Raw genomic sequence first — 16,421 nt, 5'->3', positions numbered from 1 at the left:
AGCTAGGATGGAGCGGTGTTCCGCATCCTCTTCCATTCCCCCGAGATCCCCGGAAATACCGGCAATGCAATCCGCCTTGCCGCGGTCGCGGGTGCCGAGCTGCATCTGGTGGAGCCACTCGGGTTCAGCCTCGAGGATTCCAAACTGCGCCGGGCGGGCCTCGACTACCACGATCTCGCCGTCCTCTCCGTGCATGAGAGCCTTGCTGCGGCGTGGGAAAGCCTTGCTCCGGAGCGCGTCTTCGCCTTCACGTCCGACGGCGAGGTGTCCTACACCGACATTCGATACCGCGCCTCGGACATCCTCCTGTTCGGACCGGAGTCCGTGGGGCTTTCCGCGGACGTCAAGAACGACCCCCGCGTGAGTGCGAGGGTGAGGGTCCCCATGCTGGCATCCCGCCGGTCCCTCAACCTCGCGAACACGGCCTCGATCGTGCTCTATGAAGCCTGGCGCCAGCACGGGTTCGAAGGGGCAGTCCTCTGATGCACCAAGGAGACCACCGATGACTGCACGACACGCCTCGATTGCGCCCGACGACGGCGCGGAGGACTTCGACCGGCTGGCACCGGCGCTGTGGAACACGGTGGGCAATGCGGTGGTTGCCGCTGCGGATGTCCTGGTCGGAGAACGGGTGCTGGACGTCTACGCAGGAACAGGAAGCGCCACCATTCCCGCAGCCCAGCTTGCCGGACCGGACGGCCGGGTGGACGCAGTGGACCCCGTCACCTCCCTGCTGGACCTCACCCGCGACAAGGCCGGGGCGATGGGCCTGGAGAACATCGGGTTCCATGCGCAGGGTCCGGGAGAATGGCACACCGACGCACCCTATGACGCCGTCCTGAGCTGCTATGGTCTCTGCCTTTCACCCGCTATGTCGGCGGTGACGCTGCGGGTGCTGTCACTACTCCGGCCGGGCGGGCGATTCGCGCTGAGCGTCTGGGACGAGGGCGCGCTCGAGCCGTTCGAAACGAAGCTCCTGGGAGCGTGCGAAGCCGAATTCCCTGACCATGCACCGGCAGCCCCGGGATCCTTCCTGGCGAATCGTCGGGAGTTGACCGGTGAAGGGCGCCTGACCGCCTGGCTGGAACGCCATGGATTCGTTTCGATCACGGTGGAGAAACTCGCCCTGGCCGTGCCGCTCGACGCTGACATGGCCTGGTCGCTGGTGCTCGGCAGCGGGTTCCGCAGCGTCATCCCCGATGATCCGGCAGTCCTCGACCGCGTTCGCACACGGTTCCTCCGGGAACTCGGCACCGGTTTCATCCTCAACGCCGATACCCTCATCGCCGTGGCCGGCCGCCCGGAGATCGGCTGACCCCCGCTCCCATCCGGCCTGACTGCGGCTCCGAATAATAGCTGACATCAAAGATGTCAATGGTAGCTAAACAGTCGAGGCAGGAGGGTGGATCAGTTGGTTATCACCACTGCCCCCGCACGCCGCCCCGGCAGCTCCAGTGTTCGGGAACTGCGCCATCGAGCTTTATGCTTGGAACCTATGGACACGCCACGAGTTAGCCGGGTAACCCCCGTGGACGCCAGGGCACGCGAATCGGGCGGCGAGTCCGGCGCAGGTTCAACTTTGACGGACCTCCTGCTCCGGATCGCCCAACAGGACACCGACGCGTTCGCTGCTTTCTACGAGCAGACGTCCCGCCGTGTCTACGGCCTTGCCCGGCGGGTGCTCATCGATCCGGAACTCAGCGAGGATGCTACCCAGGAGGTCTACCTCCAGGTGTGGAACAGTGCCGACCGCTTCAATCCGGCGGCCGGCAGCCCGATGGCGTGGCTCATGACGCTGGCCCACCGGAGGGCAGTGGACCGGGTGAGGTCGGAGCAGAGTTCCACCGACCGGGAGGCCCGTTACGGGGCCGCCACCCTGGTTCCGGACCACGACGACGTCGTCGACACCGTGACGCAGCGTCTCGAAGCCGAGACGGTAGTGAAGTGCCTCGACACGCTCACGGCCACCCAGCAGGAATCGGTGAAGCTCGCGTACTACGGCGGGCTCACCTACCGCGAAGTCGCGGAGAAGCTCGGGGTAGCTGTACCGACCATCAAATCAAGAATCCGCGACGGACTACTTCGACTCAAAGCATGCCTGGGGGTGAACTGAGATGCAGGACAGAGATAGGAACCGGCAATTCGCCGAGGACCTTGAGACGGACCTGAGCCGTGGCCACGTTGTGGAGTGGGCTGAACTGTATGCCCTCGACGCCCTCAGTGACGACGAGCGGACAACCATCGACGGGTTCCTCCTCACCGCGGATCCAGCGGTGAGCCTCACCTTCGACGAGCGGCTTCGCACAGCTCGCGAAACCGTCACCAGCGCCTACGCCATCGACGAGGCAGAACCTCCGGCCGGCCTGTTCGACAAGATCCTGCTCCAGCTCCCGGGGGTCTCCGAGGGGGACGAGCGTCCTTCACCATCCTCGGAACCATCGGGACCGGGGCAGGAGCCCGGCATGGATGACCTGACCCGGCGCCGGCAGGCACGAGCGGAGCGCCGTCGTCCCCGTTCGGTCACGCAGTGGTTGGTCGCCGGAGCCGCCACCGTCGTTCTCGCGGTCGGTGCAGTGACGATTGCGCAGAACCTGCAGCCCTCCCTCGAGGAGGAAGTGCTCCAGGCCTCCGATCTCCGCACCAATGAATTCGTGCTGGCGCCGGGCGGCAAGGCCGACCTGGCGGTGTCCCGCGAGGAGAATGCCGCAGTGCTGACCCTGACCGGGGTGCCTGCCCCGCCTGAGGGATCGGTGTACCAGATGTGGCGTTTGCCCACGGATGGTTCGGCCCCGGTTTCGGTAGGAACCATGACGGCCGAGGATGTGGCCGGGTCCAAGGTGACTGCGGTCCAGGGCATCGACCAGTTCACCGGACTCGCCCTGACCGTCGAACCCGCAGGCGGCTCCACAGCGCCGACTCTCCCTCTGGTTGCCGAAATACCTTTCCAGGTATAGGTAACGGTCCACCGGGGCTCTCCAGCAGGAGGTTGTTCCGGGGGCCGTCCCAGCGTTCTCCTAGAAGCCCGCGATGGTGTCCTCGGTGTTGATCCCCACAGCGTGGAACGCTTCTGCGCTGGAACCCCCGGGAAGTCCGGCGCGTCGAGCATTGCCAGCGAGCATGCGCCGGACGGTGGCATCCATCGCCTCGATATCCGGGTGCTGGCTGGCGTGGACCCGGATCGCTGCCAGTTTTCGGTCCTCGAACCCGGTGATATCGACGAAGTGGTTCTCAAGGTGACCGGGTCCCCCGAAGAACCACACCCAGGGAACGCGGTACGCGGGTAGTCCTGCCGCCGCCAGTTCGGGGAAGGCGTAGGGATTCTCCGAGGCCGGGTACACCGCCCGCGTCACTGCCTCGCCGCAGGCCAGGTGGTCGGGGTGGCTTTTCTGGATGCGGTCCCAGTTGCGTTCCGGGTGCATGGACATCACGACGTCGGGCCGCACTTCGCGGATCCGCTTCACGATACCGCCAACCACCTCGGAAGAGGGCTCGAGGAAGCCGTCCGGTTGCCCAAGGAAGGAAACGTCCTTCACCCCCACGAGGCGCGCGGCGGCACGCTGCTCGTCGCGACGGAGCCCCATGATCCCTGGGCGCTGCTGCTCGGAGAAACCGCCGGCGTCCCCGTCGGTCAGGATGCAGTAGCTGACCTCGACTCCGGCATCGGTCCAGGAGGCGATCGTGCCGGCTGCTCCGAAGTCGATGTCATCCGGGTGGGCGGCGAAGCACAGGACGCGCCGCACGGGTGCGGAGTCGGGGAACGGCATGGCCTGCTAGACCCTGCGCTTCCGGATTTCCTCGGTGGCCTGCGGAAGTACGGTGAACAGATCGCCGATGATACCGAAGTCGGCGATTTCGAAGACCGGTGAGTCGGCGTCCTTGTTCACGGCGACAATCACCTTCGCCGTCTGCATCCCGGCTTTCTGCTGAACCGCCCCCGAGATACCCGCTGAGATGTACAGCTGCGGCGAGACCGTCTTGCCCGTCTGGCCGACCTGCGCCGAATGCTCGATCCAACCGGCGTCCGTTGCCGCTCGGGAGGCCCCCACGGCGCCGCCGAGTGCGTCAGCGAGCTCCTCGAGGGGCTTGAAATTCCCTTCGACCCCCCTGCCGCCTGCCACGATCACCCGCGCCTCGCTCAGCTCGGGCCGGCCGCTCGCCGGCTTGTCCACCCGGCCGGTAATGCGCGCCGCTGCAGCGGGAAGGGCCGTTTCCACCGGGATGATGCGGGGGCCCTCGGGAGTACCCGCTTCGGCGGCCTCGTAGCTGTTCGGCTTGACCGTGAACACTGCGATCCCGGTGGTCGCCCTGCACGTGACCGTGTAGGACCCTGCGAAATCGGACTTCGTCGCGGTGAGATCCGGATCCAGGCCGACGACGTCGGTGATCACTCCCGCGTTGAGGCGGACGCCGACCCGGGCGGCGATCTCCTTCTCCTCGTAGGAGTTTCCGAGCAGCACCACCTGCGCCCCGGACAGGCGGACGGCCTCGGCAAGGAACGCCGCTTTTCCTGCAACCAGGTAGGTGCCGAGGTCCGCATCGGCCGGAACATGGCAGGCGGCCACACCATAGGACCCGACGCCGTCGAGATATGCCTGACCCGCTTCCGAGGCCAGTGCTGCGGTTCCCTCACCGAGGCTCGCCGCGAGCGAGAGCAGTTCCCGCTCGCTCTTGTTCAGGGTTGCCCCCGGATTATCCAGAAAGACCAGTACCGTGGCCATGCCGCGGCCTCCTTGCGTGGGGTTTGGAATGGATCGGGTCAGAGCAGCTTTTGGCCGGCGAGGAAGTCCACGAGCCGGATGCCGGCATCGCCCTCGTCGGTGATCACTGTTCCCTGGGCCCGCGGCGGCCTCGGCTCGGCATCCTGGACGCGGGTCCAGGATCCTTTCAATCCCACCTGGTCGCCGGTGATGCCGATGTCTCCGAGGGACAGCGTCTGCACCGGTTTCTTCTTCGCCGCCATGATCCCCTTGAAATTGGGGTACCGGGGCTCGTTGATCTGATCTGTCACGGAAACGATCGCGGGCAGGGGCGACTCGAGGGTCTCCGAGTAGGTGTCACCGTCGCGCCGTGCCGTCACCAACCATCCGCCGGACTCTTTTGTCACGTCGAGGGTTGCCGCGAACGTGACCTGAGGAAGCTGCAGCCGCTCGGCGAGCTGCGCCGGAACGAGGGAAGTCTCGCCGTCGGTCGACGCCATGCCGGTAAGCACCAGGTCGAAACCGCCCAGGTGGGTCAGGAGCGCTGACAGGGCAAGGGAGGTGGCCGACGCATCGGACCCGAGGAGGGCGTCATCCGTGAGGTGCACGCCCTGATGGGCACCGATCTGAAGGGCTTTTTTCACCGCGCTCACGGCCGCGGGGGGTCCCATGGTCACTGCCGTGATCCGGTGGCCTGCGGCGTCGCCTCCAAGCTTCTCAGTGAGTTGGAGCGCGGCTTCGAGCGCGTATTCATCGAGCTCCGAGAGGATACTCTCACTGCGCTGGGTGGTCTTGTGCTCACCATTGATATGCCGGTCGAACTGCGCGTCGGGCACGTGCTTGACCAGCACCGCAATGTTCAGTCCCGTCGCTGGGGCCTCGTCCATTGGTGACCTTCCTTAAGTGGGGATCTTCCCGAAACCAAGCTAACCATACTGGCGCTTCGCGAAGCTCCCCACCTGGAGGGTCAGGGCGCTGGAACCGCTGCGAGGGCCACATCGATGGTGATGGAGCGGCCGTCCCGAGTCAGCTCGACCGGAACCTCCTGGCCGACTGGCTGCATCCGTACCGCCGCGGTCAGCTCCGTGGGATCGTTGATCTCGTAGTCGCCGAGCTTCGTGATGACGTCGCCCTCCCGCAGTTCAGCCTCCGCCGCCGGTGATCCGGGTTCCACGGTGGCCACCCGGGCGCCGACCGAGAACGTCGAGCCCTGGCCGGAATCGCTGGGAGGGGTTTCCTGTACGCTCACGCCGAGGAAGCCGTGGGTCGCAGCGCCGTCCTCGATGATTTCCCTGGCCACCCGTTCCGCGTAGTTGATGGGTATCGAGAACCCGACGCCGATGTTTCCCGAGCTCTCCCCCGAGCCGGCCGAGGCGATGGCGACATTGACGCCGATGATCCGTCCCTGCGCGTCGATCAACGCACCGCCGGAGTTGCCCTGGTTGATGGCCGCGTCCGTCTGGATCACGTTCAGGTAGATGGAACCCTGGGACTGCGGCTCCTGCTCCGGGGACCCCTCGGGCGGCAGGAAGTTGAAGCCGTCCCCGCTGTCTTCGGGTGAGTCGGCCTGATCTTCGGGCACGGCGGAGGAGGCGACGCTGATGGTTCGGTTGAGCGTGGAGACGATGCCGTCCGTCACGGTTCCACTGAGACCGAGCGGGGCGCCGATGGCGATTGCGGTGTCTCCCACGTTCAGTTCATCCGAGTTGCCGAGAGTGGCAGGGGTGAGATCAGGAGCATCGACCTTGATCACCGCAAGGTCGGAGAGCGGGTCGGTACCCACTACCTCGGCGGGGAAGACCCGCCCGTCATCCAACTGCACCTCCACCCTCGGATCGGCAACCTGGCCGCCGAGCGTGACGACGTGGGTATTCGTCAGGATGTGCCCTTCGTCGTCGAGGATGATTCCCGAACCGGATCCGCCCGACCCGGCGCCGCTCACGGCGATCTCCACCACGCTGGGGGACGCGGTGACCGCTGCGCCGGTGATCTCGTTGACGCTGTCGGTGTTGTTGACCACGATCGACTCGCTGGCTCCGACGGGCGCGTTCGAGGCCGGGGCTCCATCGTCGAGCAGTTCACTTCCCGCTGCCGCTACACCGCCACCGATCAGCCCGGCGACCAGGACTCCGGCGGCGAACGTTCCCATGCCCACCCGTCTCCGGCTCTTCCCCTCGGCTGGAGATTCGTTGGACGGCACCGGCTGCCCGAACGTCCCGTGCTGGGCCTCATACGGCTGGTGGGCGTCATACGGCTGATGGCCGTTGTAGGCAGCGTGCTGGCCGTAGGCCCCCCCATTCCCCGGTGTCTCCTGCGTTCCCCACGCCGGAGGATTTCCGGGGCGCGGGGGCATGGGCCGTTCTGGCCCGGCGGAACCGCCATACTGCTCAGTCATGCGACTTCCTCTCGTCTAAGTTCTCCTCCACTGTGCCAACACTCCCTGACGGCGCCGGGTAAGGCAGCTGGGTGTCGGCTGGGAGTTCACTGGATGTCGAACCGCGGCTCTGCTCTGTTTCAAGTATGGCCTCCACCGGCGGGGGACCCGGTTTCGCTAGGGGCATATGGTCGTCAGTGGACGGTTACCGGTACCCGCCATAGAATCGGAAACCAGGGACCCCCGGCGTCGTCCGCTCTCATTCCTGATTTCGGTTGTGATCGGGGGAACATGCTGAAGGGTTATGAATGCGATCACTTCCCAGGCGGATGGGTGCCGCCGCGGCCTTGTGCGCGCTGATGACACTGCCAGTTCTCGGGCTACCCCAGGCCTTCGCCACCGAACCCGTCGATTTCCCCGCGGGTGATCCTGTCTTCGATGACGCGGGAGTGCTGACGGCAGCCGATGAAGCCGACATCGAAAGCGCGGTCGCCGATCTTGAGAGCGAGTACGGCTTCACCGTCAACGTGGTCTTCGTCGACAGTTTCACCAGCCCGTCGGATCCACTGGCGTGGGCCCAGCAGACAGCAGAAGTCAGCAATATCGCCGGGGACCAGGCCTTGCTGGCCGTCGCCGTCGACTCGCAGCAGGCCCGGTTCATTGGCGGCAGCGATGTCGAAGCCAGCACCCAGGACATCTTCGCGCAGCAGATCGAGCCGCAACTCGCGCAGCAGAACTGGGCCGAGGCAGGCATTGCCGCCGTCGAAGGCACCGAGACAGTCCTCGCCGACGGGGGCACAGCTGCTGGAACCGGCGCGGCCGCCGATCCCGGCGGTCTGGGCGCGATCGCCCTCGTGGGCGGCGCCCTGGCTCTTGCGGGAGCCGGCGGGTACGCCTACCTCCGCTCGCGGAAGAAGCAGAAAAGGAGTGCCGACGGCGTCAACGAGTACGGCTATCCCACCGGTGACGGCCGGAATCAGCCTGCTGAACTCGTCGATCCGCTCGCTGCGCTCAGCGTCGAGGAGCTGAGGAAACGGGCGGGAAGCCTGCTGATCGCCGCCGACGACGCCATCAAGTCGAGCGAACAGGAAGTCGGTTTCGCCGAGGCGCAATACGGTGTCGCATCCGTGAGTACCTTCACCGCTGACATCGCCGCGGCGAAGGCCCACATGGGCGAATCGTTCAAGCTCCAGCAGCAGCTTGACGACCACATCCCGGACACTGAACAGGAACAGCGCTCCTGGCTCGGGGACATCATCCGGCGCTGCGAGGCGGTCAACGAATCGCTCCAGCAGCACAAAGCCGACTTCGATTCGCTTCGGGAACTCGAGCGGAACGCTCCCCAGGCCCTGCAATCGGCGCGCGAGGCAGGAAACGCAGCGGGAACGCGCTTCGCCGAGGCGGAACGCAAGCTGTCGCACCTCCGCCAGCGATATGCCGACTCGGCAACGAGCCAGGTGCAGGACAACGTGGAACAGGCACGGGAGCGCCTCGCCTTCGTCGAGAGCGCATCGGCCGAGGCCCGGCAGAAGCTCGACGCCGGGGACACCGGGCCCGCAGTCGTGGCGGTCCGGGCTACCGAAGAGGGAGTGCACCAGGCGAACCTCCTGCTCGACGCGATCGACAAGCGGGCATCGGAGCTCGAGGCAGCACAGCTGGAACTGGAACGCGCAGCGTCCGATACCGCTGAGGATCTCGCGCAGGCGAAGGCCATGGTCGGCACCGGGATGCACCAGGATCTTGCCGGCCCGGTTGCAGCAGCGGAAGCCGCACTGCAGACAGTCCGGTCCAAACGGCAAGCTGGACCGATCGATCCGGTGTCGCTGCTGGAGCGCGTTGAGGCAGCCCACCTGCAGCTCGACAACGCGCTGGGTGGAGTCCGGGACCAGGCGGAACAATCGCGCCGCGCGAAGGACTCCCTGCACCACGCCCTGATGGCTGCCCAGTCGCGCATCTCGGGTACCGAGGACTACATTCGGGCACGGCGAGGCGGCGTGGGCAGCGAAGCCCGCACGCGGCTGGCCGAGGCCGAGCGGAATCTCGAGTACGCCATCGAGATCCAGGGCTCGGACCCGGTGTCAGCACTCACCCACGCCCAGCAGGCCGCGCAGCTCGCCGACCAGGCCGCGCAGCTCGCCGAGCATGACGTCAATGGTTTCGGCGGACGCGGGATGGCCGGCTACGGCGGGTATGGCGGCGGACGCGGTGACGGCATGGGAGGCGCCCTCCTCGGCGGAATCCTCCTCGGCGGACTCCTCAACGGCGGTGGCGGAGGCTTCTTCGGCGGGGGCGGCGGGGGTGGTGGTGACGTCTTCGGCGGCGGCGGCTTCGGCGGCTTCGACGGCGGCGGCGGCGGTTTCGGTGGCTTCGACGGCGGCGGTGGCGGCTTCTAGGCACTTCCCGAGCGCTTCTGCGCTTCCGGCATGCAGTCCATATTCAGTCAGACGATGAAAGGAAAAAACATGGTAAAGCAGTCAATTTTCGGACGAATCGCACAACTGGCCAAGGCCAATATCAACTCGGTGATCGATCAGGCGGAAGACCCGCAGAAAATGCTGGACCAGATGGTCCGGGACTACACGAACAGCATCGCCGAGGCGGAGAGCGCCGTCGCCCAGACCATCGGTAACCTCCGGATGATCCAGGACGACTACCAGGAGGACCTCGACAACGCACGCAGCTGGGGGAACAAGGCTCTCGCGGCGTCGAAAAAAGCCGACGACTACCGCGCCGCGGGTGATCCGGTGGACGCCGAGAAGTTCGACAACCTCGCGAAGGTTGCGATCCAGCGCCAGATCACCGCCGAGACCGAGGCGAAGGGCGCAGAGCCCACGATCGCGTCGCAAGAGGAGATCGTCGGCAAGCTCAAGAACGGCCTGACCCAGATGAAGGGCAAGCTCAACGAGCTCACGAGCAAGCGTGATCAGTTGATCGCGCGCTCCCGCACAGCCCAGGCGCAGCAGCAGGTCCACGACGCCGTCAAGAGCATCGACTTCCTCGACCCCACCAGTGAGGTGGGACGCTTCGAAGAGAAGATCCGCCGGGAAGAAGCAAAGGTCCGCGGGCAGCAGGAGTTGGCCAGCTCCAGCCTGGACGCCCAGTTCGAGAGCCTTGAGGATCTCGGCGAGCAGACGGAGATCGAGGCCCGCCTCGCAGCACTGAAGTCCGGCAGCGCGTCATCCTCGCCCTCGGCACTCGAGCAGGGAACGGAAACACCGAAGTACTAGCACCGCTGTCCACCCAGACACTACGCCGTAGCGGCAACGCTGCGGCGTAGTGCGTTCAAGTCCCGCGTCAACGTGCCCCTGGGACGGGTAAGTTGGTCGCATGGCTGGAACTGTGGTGTGGCTTCGCGATGACCTTCGCCTTTCCGACAACCCCGCCCTCTCCGAGGCGGCACGAAGCGGGGACGACGTCGTCGTGTGTTACCTCCTGGACGAGGAGAGCCCCGGTATCCGACCGCTCGGCGGCGCGTCCCGCTGGTGGCTCCACCACTCGCTCGCCTCGCTGGGCAGGGACCTCGCCGAACTCGGCGTGCACCTCACCCTGCGGCGTGGTGCTGCAGCGTCGGTGATACCCGCGCTACTTGAAGAGACCCGAGCCGACACCCTGCTGTGGAACCGCCGCTACGGCTTGGCCGAGCGCAACGTCGACGCCGGCATCAAGGTCTGGTGCGGTGAGCACGGGATCAGGGCCAACAGTTTCCAGGCGAACCTGCTTTTCGAACCCTGGGCCGTGACCTCCGGGTCCGGAGAGCCCTACAGGGTGTTCACCCCTTTCTGGCGGGCCTGCATGGATCGGCAGTCCCCGAGAGCCCCGCTCGAAGCTCCCTCTTCGCTTCGGGGCGGCCCTCCCCCGGTTTCGGACGAGCTCGAGTACTGGGCGCTTCTGCCGACGACGCCCGACTGGGCACAGGGCCTGCGGAACACCTGGACTCCCGGAGAGGGTAGCGCCCACCAGCGGCTCGATGATTTCCTGGACAGCCGGGTGGAGGGCTACCGGACCAACCGGGACCTCCCGGCCACGGAAGGCACGAGCAGGCTCTCCCCGCACCTTCGCTTCGGGGAGATCAGTCCCTTCCAGATCTGGCATGCGGCCCGGGAGCGCCGGGATGCTGCCGTCAGCGAGGACATCCGGGTGTTCGGTTCCGAGCTCGGGTGGCGGGAGTTCTGCTGGCAACTCCTGTATTTCAACCCAGAACTGGCGACGAAGAACTACCGCCCCGAGTTCGACGCCTTCGCCTGGGAGAGCTCGACCGGAGCGGAGCTGCATGCGTGGCAGAAAGGCAGGACCGGGTATCCCCTCGTGGATGCCGGCATGCGGCAGATGGAGGAGACGGGATGGATGCACAACCGCGTCCGCATGGTCACCGGCTCCTTCCTGATCAAGAACCTCCTGGTGGACTGGAGGGTGGGCGAGCGATGGTTCTGGGACCGCCTCGTTGACGCCGATACCGCCAGCAACGCAGCGAACTGGCAGTGGGTTGCTGGATCAGGCGCCGATGCGAGCCCGTACTTCCGCGTCTTCAATCCAGTGACCCAGAGCAGGAAATTCGACCCTGAGGGGAAGTACCTGCTGCGGTACGTGCCGGAGCTCGCCGACGCCGAGAACATCCACGAACCGTGGAAGGGTCGCTCTGAGGGATACCCGGCCCCGGTCGTCGACCTGAAGGAAAGCCGGGAGCGGGCACTCGCGGCGTTCCAGGCGCTGCGCGGAACCTGACCCCGTTCCCGCAACTAATCAGGCAACAAAAAAGTCTGGCCGACATTCCTGTCGGCCAGACTTTTTCTCGGTTGCGGGGACAGGATTTGAACCTGTGACCTCTGGGTTATGAGCCCAGCGAGCTACCGAACTGCTCCACCCCGCGGCGTATAACTAACGTTACCGGCCGCGGGGCGAACTAGCAAATCGAGGCCGTGCCTCAGCCGCCGGCGCCCGCTGAGACCCGCTCCTCAGCTGCAAGTGCCCGCTGGAGTGCCTCGTTCAACCTGTCCTGGGCGTCGCCGTAAGCGGAGAAGTCACCCTCGGCCAGTGCTGCGTTGCCCTCCTCGATCGCGGCGCTCGCGTCATCGAGTGCCGACCTCAGGTCGGCGGACGGATCGTCGGTGGTGCCTCCGGGAGCCACAGGCGGCACGCCGGCGTCTCCCTCGACCTCTGTGCCGCCGTCGCCCTCGGCGGGCGGCGCTGCCGGATCATCGGGAGTCTCGCCGACATTCTCGCTGTCGCCCGTGGTCGCCCCGGAGTCTCCCCCGAACACCTGATCGAGGGCCTCATCGAGCGTCGGTGCGAAACCGACGTTGTCCCCGAAGCTCACCAGCACCCTCCGCAGGACCGGGAAGGATGAGCTTCCCGAGGACTGCACGTACACCGGCTGGACGTACGCGATCCCGCCACCGATCGGCAGGGTCAGCAGGTTTCCGTTGATGACCTCCGACGCTCCCTGGCGCAGGAGGTTGAGGTCCTGCGACACCGTGGTGTCGGAGTTGAACAGGTTCTGTGCCTGGCCCGGGCCGACGGTCGAATCCTGGCCCGAGGAATCGAGCAGGGTGAGCCTGCCGTAGTCCTCACTCTTGACGCCGTCCTCGCCTGTGCCGGCATCGCCGTTGGCTGCAAGGAACCCGTAGAGGACGTTGCGTGGCTCCTGGCCGACCGGGACGAACGGGATGAAGGGCGTCGTCAGGGAGAACGCCGCGGCGTCCTGGTCAGGCATCTGAAGCGTCAGGTAGAACGGCGGCTGCCGGACCGTCGATTCGGAGCCCAGGGTCGGATCCCCGGGAACGCTCCACGCCTCGTTGTTGCTGTAGAAAGGCTCGGTCTCGGTGACGTGGTACCGGGCCAGGAGCTCGCGCTGGACCTTGAAAAGGTCCTCCGGGTAACGGATATGCGCCATGAGGTCCGCTGACATCTCGCTGTAGGGCGTGATGGAGGACGGGTAGACGTTCTGCCAGGCCTTCAGAATGGGATCCTGGTCATCCCATGCGTACAGCTCGACGGAGCCGTCGTAGGCGTCGACCGTCGCTTTGACCGCGTTGCGGATGTAGTTGACCCGCTCCGCCGGAAGCGCCGTGGTGAACCCTTCTGCCGTCTGTGAATCCTCCGTGGCCGACTCCAGCTCCTGCTGCGTCGAGTAGGGGAAGTCGGCGCTGGTCGTGTAGCCGTCGATGATCCACTTCACACGGCCGTCCACGATCGCCGGATAGCTGTTGCCGTCCAGGGTCAGGTAGGGAGCGACCTTCTCAACGCGCTCCACGGGATCGCGGTCGTAAAGGATCTGCGACTCGCTGTTGACCTGGTCTGAGAGCAGGAGATCGGTGGACTGGAATTTGAGGGCGTAGACCAACCGGTTGAAGGCATTGCCGACCATCGGTCCGCCGTTCCCCTCGAAGGTGCTGCGTGACTCGTTGTCGGACTCCTCGCTCTGGGGCCGGTCGATCTCACTGGGAGCTGTTCCTTCGGGCGCTCCCACCACCGAGTACAGCGGAGATTCCTCGCCGAAGTAGATGCGTGGCTCGTAGGTCGATTCGTCGCCCAGCACACCCGTGGAGGGGATTCCCGACTGCAGGAATTCCGGGCGCCCGTCGGGCTGCACGGTGGACCCGGCCGCAGCGACAACGCCGTAGCCGTGCGTATAGAAGACGTGTTCATTGACCCAACCGGCCGGGACGCCGCTGGTGTTGAGTTCCCGGACCGCGATGACGGTGTCCTGGATCTCGCCGTCGATCTCGTACCGGTCGACGTTGAGGGTCTCGGGGAACTGGTAGTACTGCCGGAACTGCTGCAGCTGGCTGAAGGCATCCGACACGAGGTTCGGATCCAGAAGGCGGATATTCGCCGTCGTCTCGCCGTCGTCGCCCAGTGCTCCGGCCTGCGGCACGTCCGTGGGGTTGTACGCCGATACCTCCACTTCGTCGAGGCCGTAGGCCTCGCGGGTGAGGGCGATATTGCGGTCGATATATTCGCTTTCGAGGGTCAGCTCCGAAGGAACCACCTGGAAACGCTGGACGACCCACGGGTACACCCCGCCGGCGAGCAAAGCGGTGATGATGAGCATCGCGGTACCGATCACCGGCAGCCGCCATCTGCCCAGAACGACCGAGACGATGAACAGGACGGCAACGATGACGGCGGCCACGGCGAGGATCGCCTTGGTGGGGATGACAGCATTGACGTCGGTGTACAGCGCACCCGCCCACTTTCCCTGGTTCTGCAGGGTGGCATAGCGGTCAAGCCAGTAATTTACGCCCTGCAGAAGGAGGAACAGGGCGGCGACGACGGCGATCTGGACCCGGGCGGCCTTGGTCGTGAACACGCCCTTCTCCTCCAGACGGATGCCGCCGTAGAGATAGTGGGTCAGGATCGACGCGATCGCGCTGATGATGACGACGCTGAGCAGGAATCCCGTGACGAAACCGAAGAACGGCAACGAGAACATGTAGAACGCGTAGTCGATCCCGAACTCCGGATCTTCCCTGCCGAACGGTTCCTGGTTGATGAAGAGCAGGACCTGCTGCCACTGTGAGGACGCCGCGGTGCCGGCAAACGCACCGAGCACCAGCGGTATGCCGAGCATGAGGAGCCGTCGAATCGGCTCGAGCTGGGCCTGGTACCGGTTGAGGTTGTCCTGGACCGCGCTGTCAGGAGCGTAGATCGGCCGGCTGCGGTAGGCGATCCGGAGGCTGAAGTACACAGCGCTTGCCATGATCAGGAACGCTGCCAGGAAGAGCGCGATACGCGAGAGGTTCTCCGTGATGAACACTTCGAGGAAGCCCAGCTGGTCATACCAGAGGACATCGGCGTACACCTGCGAGAGGTAGACGAAGGCGATGACGATGACAGCGACCACGATAATCGTGGGGATCAGCGGACTGCGTCGTCGGGTGGTGGATCTTGCTGGGCTCGGCCTGCTGCCGAATGGCCGGTCTGGTCCGGATGTCACATCTACCTCATCGTTGGCTGCTGCGGATCACGACGACCTTGACTGGACCACCATCAGTGAGCCCGGTAGGAGCGGACCTGAAACAGCGTGCAGCCACCGTCTTCGTGGTTTCATTCTGCCCTGTCCACGCATGGGCCGCCCAATCCAGTTCCCCGGGAACGGGAATCGCCGCCGACCTTAATCGAACCGTGTCCTTCAGTGTTCAGCTGCACGATGGCAGGGATGCCGCGTCTCCGCCGTTCCCCAGTACCTCGACCGCCTCGACGGCGTCGTCGAGCGTCTCGACACTCACCACCGCCAGTCCGTCCGGAATGTTGTCGATCACCTCGTTGCAGTTCTCCGCGGGAGCGAGGAAGACTTCCGCGCCGTCCGAGCGCGCACCGACCAGCTTCTGGGCGATGCCGCCGATGGGACCGACGTTCCCAGCGGAGTCGATGGTCCCGGTACCGGCGAAGGAACGCCCCCCGGTGAGGCTGCCTTCGGTCAGGGTGTCGATGATGCCGAGTGCGAACATCATCCCCGCGGACGGCCCGCCGACGTTATCGAGCTGGATGGTGATATTGAAGGGGAACTGGAACGTGGAGTTGAGCAGCACGCCCAGCTGGTAGTCGCCTTCCTCGGACTGCTTCGGCGCCACTGTCTCCTGTGCCGGCGCCCCGTCCCGCTCCACCGTGAGCGCGACCGGATCCCCTGCCGCGTCGTCGAGCGCAGTGCGGATCGTGCCGATGTTGACCACGTCGGTGCCGTCGATGGTTTCGAGGATGTCCCCTTCCTGCAGGATGTCCGCCGACGCCGAGTCCGGAGCCAGGCCTGCCACCGTCAAGGACTCGTCGAAATCGATGTCGAGCTGTGCGAGAGCAGCGGCGATAGCGGATTCCTGCGACGACGTCATCGCGACCGAGTTCTGCTCGCGGAGCTCGGACTGCGTGGTACCCGGCGGGTAGACGATCTCCTCCGGAAGGACATCGCGGTGCGGATCGACCCAACCGCCGAACGCATCGAAAATGCTCACCTGCCCATTCGGTCCGCCCTGGACGAAGACCGTTGTCAGGCTCAACTCGCCCTCCGCCGGATAGCTCTGCGCGCCGGACACTTCGATCAGGGGCTGGTCATCGACTTCACCGATCGTGTTGAACGTAGGGCCCGGTGATTCGACGACGTAGGGCGCGGGAACCAGGAGGGAAATGCCACCGAGCACCACTGCCAGCGCTCCGGACACCACCATTGCCGAAAAACGGGGGTCCCTCGTCCGCGCCCCAGCGGCGTCGGGCGTGTTGAACTGCGGTGGGTGTGTCAATGGTGGTTCTTCCTTTTCCTCGGACCTGCCCTGAACAGCAGTAACCGCCGACGCGACATCCTTCAACTATGAGCCTTCCATCATCAGCCTAAGCGTTGCTTCCAGGGCACGCGCACT

The 16,421-nt window shown here is 65.6% G+C and carries 13 protein-coding genes and 1 tRNA gene; 7 read left to right on the top strand and 7 right to left on the bottom strand.

Annotation, left to right across the window (positions count from 1 at the left end; genetic code table 11):
- Positions 1 to 15: 15 nt before the first annotated feature.
- The 4 genes from IWX75_RS04980 (at position 16) to IWX75_RS04965 (ending at position 2,954) form a co-directional block, all read left to right on the top strand.
- Complete coding sequence (locus IWX75_RS04980; RefSeq protein ID WP_196821133.1) at positions 16 to 483, top strand: tRNA (cytidine(34)-2'-O)-methyltransferase; 468 nt, start codon at positions 16 to 18, stop codon at positions 481 to 483.
- A gap of 19 nt (positions 484 to 502) precedes the next feature.
- Positions 503 to 1,315, top strand: a complete 813-nt coding sequence (locus IWX75_RS04975; RefSeq protein ID WP_196821132.1) for a class I SAM-dependent methyltransferase — start codon at positions 503 to 505, stop codon at positions 1,313 to 1,315.
- A 180-nt stretch (positions 1,316 to 1,495) separates the two neighbouring features.
- Complete coding sequence (gene sigK, locus IWX75_RS04970; protein WP_196821131.1) at positions 1,496 to 2,113, top strand: ECF RNA polymerase sigma factor SigK; 618 nt, start codon at positions 1,496 to 1,498, stop codon at positions 2,111 to 2,113.
- 1 nt (position 2,114) lies between these two features.
- On the top strand, positions 2,115 to 2,954 hold the full coding sequence (locus tag IWX75_RS04965) for an anti-sigma factor domain-containing protein (protein WP_196821130.1): 840 nt from the start codon (positions 2,115 to 2,117) through the stop codon (positions 2,952 to 2,954).
- 60 nt (positions 2,955 to 3,014) lie between these two features.
- Here the strand turns inward: IWX75_RS04965 and IWX75_RS04960 are convergent, their stop codons facing one another.
- The 4 genes from IWX75_RS04960 to IWX75_RS04945 form a co-directional block, all read right to left on the bottom strand.
- Positions 3,015 to 3,764 (bottom strand): PIG-L deacetylase family protein, encoded by a 750-nt coding sequence (locus IWX75_RS04960; RefSeq protein WP_196821129.1) that lies wholly within the window; start codon positions 3,762 to 3,764, stop codon positions 3,015 to 3,017.
- Positions 3,765 to 3,770: 6 nt separating this feature from the next.
- Positions 3,771 to 4,718, bottom strand: a complete 948-nt coding sequence (locus tag IWX75_RS04955; protein ID WP_196821128.1) for an electron transfer flavoprotein subunit alpha/FixB family protein — start codon at positions 4,716 to 4,718, stop codon at positions 3,771 to 3,773.
- A gap of 38 nt (positions 4,719 to 4,756) precedes the next feature.
- Complete coding sequence (locus IWX75_RS04950; RefSeq protein WP_196821127.1) at positions 4,757 to 5,584, bottom strand: electron transfer flavoprotein subunit beta/FixA family protein; 828 nt, start codon at positions 5,582 to 5,584, stop codon at positions 4,757 to 4,759.
- Positions 5,585 to 5,664: 80 nt separating this feature from the next.
- A complete protein-coding gene (locus IWX75_RS04945; protein ID WP_196821126.1) occupies positions 5,665 to 7,092 on the bottom strand; it encodes a S1C family serine protease in 1,428 nt (475 codons plus the stop codon).
- Positions 7,093 to 7,379: 287 nt separating this feature from the next.
- Between IWX75_RS04945 and IWX75_RS04940 the strand changes: the two genes are divergently transcribed.
- The 3 genes from IWX75_RS04940 to IWX75_RS04930 all read left to right on the top strand — a co-directional run bounded on the left by IWX75_RS04940 (position 7,380) and on the right by IWX75_RS04930 (position 11,793).
- Positions 7,380 to 9,464, top strand: a complete 2,085-nt coding sequence (locus IWX75_RS04940; RefSeq protein ID WP_196821125.1) for a TPM domain-containing protein — start codon at positions 7,380 to 7,382, stop codon at positions 9,462 to 9,464.
- 69 nt (positions 9,465 to 9,533) lie between these two features.
- Positions 9,534 to 10,298, top strand: a complete 765-nt coding sequence (locus IWX75_RS04935) for a PspA/IM30 family protein (protein WP_196821124.1) — start codon at positions 9,534 to 9,536, stop codon at positions 10,296 to 10,298.
- Between the two features lie 100 nt (positions 10,299 to 10,398).
- On the top strand, positions 10,399 to 11,793 hold the full coding sequence (locus IWX75_RS04930) for a cryptochrome/photolyase family protein (RefSeq protein WP_196821123.1): 1,395 nt from the start codon (positions 10,399 to 10,401) through the stop codon (positions 11,791 to 11,793).
- Between the two features lie 71 nt (positions 11,794 to 11,864).
- On the opposite strand, the gene IWX75_RS04925 is transcribed toward IWX75_RS04930, so the two are convergent.
- The 3 genes from IWX75_RS04925 to IWX75_RS04915 form a co-directional block, all read right to left on the bottom strand.
- A tRNA-Met gene (locus IWX75_RS04925) sits at positions 11,865 to 11,938 on the bottom strand.
- Positions 11,939 to 11,992: 54 nt separating this feature from the next.
- Positions 11,993 to 15,007, bottom strand: a complete 3,015-nt coding sequence (locus IWX75_RS04920) for a UPF0182 family membrane protein (RefSeq protein ID WP_442858948.1) — start codon at positions 15,005 to 15,007, stop codon at positions 11,993 to 11,995.
- A gap of 202 nt (positions 15,008 to 15,209) precedes the next feature.
- Positions 15,210 to 16,304, bottom strand: coding sequence for a YlbL family protein (locus IWX75_RS04915; RefSeq protein WP_334684111.1), 1,095 nt, complete (start codon positions 16,302 to 16,304; stop codon positions 15,210 to 15,212).
- Positions 16,305 to 16,421 lie beyond the last annotated feature (117 nt).

It is taken from the genome of Arthrobacter sp. CAN_A6, from assembly GCF_015751715.1.
Lineage (GTDB): Bacteria > Actinomycetota > Actinomycetes > Actinomycetales > Micrococcaceae > Arthrobacter_D.
This window is presented reverse-complemented; position numbering and strand designations above follow the sequence as displayed.

Bases quoted from the DNA above. Each gene is read 5' to 3' on its own strand.
- IWX75_RS04975 (WP_196821132.1), top strand. From the start codon at position 503: ATGACTGCACGACACGCCTCGATTGCGCCCGACGACGGCGCGGAGGAC.
- sigK (WP_196821131.1), top strand. From the start codon at position 1,496: ATGGACACGCCACGAGTTAGCCGGGTAACCCCCGTGGACGCCAGGGCA.
- IWX75_RS04965 (WP_196821130.1), top strand. From the start codon at position 2,115: ATGCAGGACAGAGATAGGAACCGGCAATTCGCCGAGGACCTTGAGACG.
- IWX75_RS04960 (WP_196821129.1), bottom strand. From the start codon at position 3,764: ATGCCGTTCCCCGACTCCGCACCCGTGCGGCGCGTCCTGTGCTTCGCC.
- IWX75_RS04955 (WP_196821128.1), bottom strand. From the start codon at position 4,718: ATGGCCACGGTACTGGTCTTTCTGGATAATCCGGGGGCAACCCTGAAC.
- IWX75_RS04950 (WP_196821127.1), bottom strand. From the start codon at position 5,584: ATGGACGAGGCCCCAGCGACGGGACTGAACATTGCGGTGCTGGTCAAG.
- IWX75_RS04945 (WP_196821126.1), bottom strand. From the start codon at position 7,092: ATGACTGAGCAGTATGGCGGTTCCGCCGGGCCAGAACGGCCCATGCCC.
- IWX75_RS04940 (WP_196821125.1), top strand. From the start codon at position 7,380: ATGCGATCACTTCCCAGGCGGATGGGTGCCGCCGCGGCCTTGTGCGCG.
- IWX75_RS04935 (WP_196821124.1), top strand. From the start codon at position 9,534: ATGGTAAAGCAGTCAATTTTCGGACGAATCGCACAACTGGCCAAGGCC.
- IWX75_RS04930 (WP_196821123.1), top strand. From the start codon at position 10,399: ATGGCTGGAACTGTGGTGTGGCTTCGCGATGACCTTCGCCTTTCCGAC.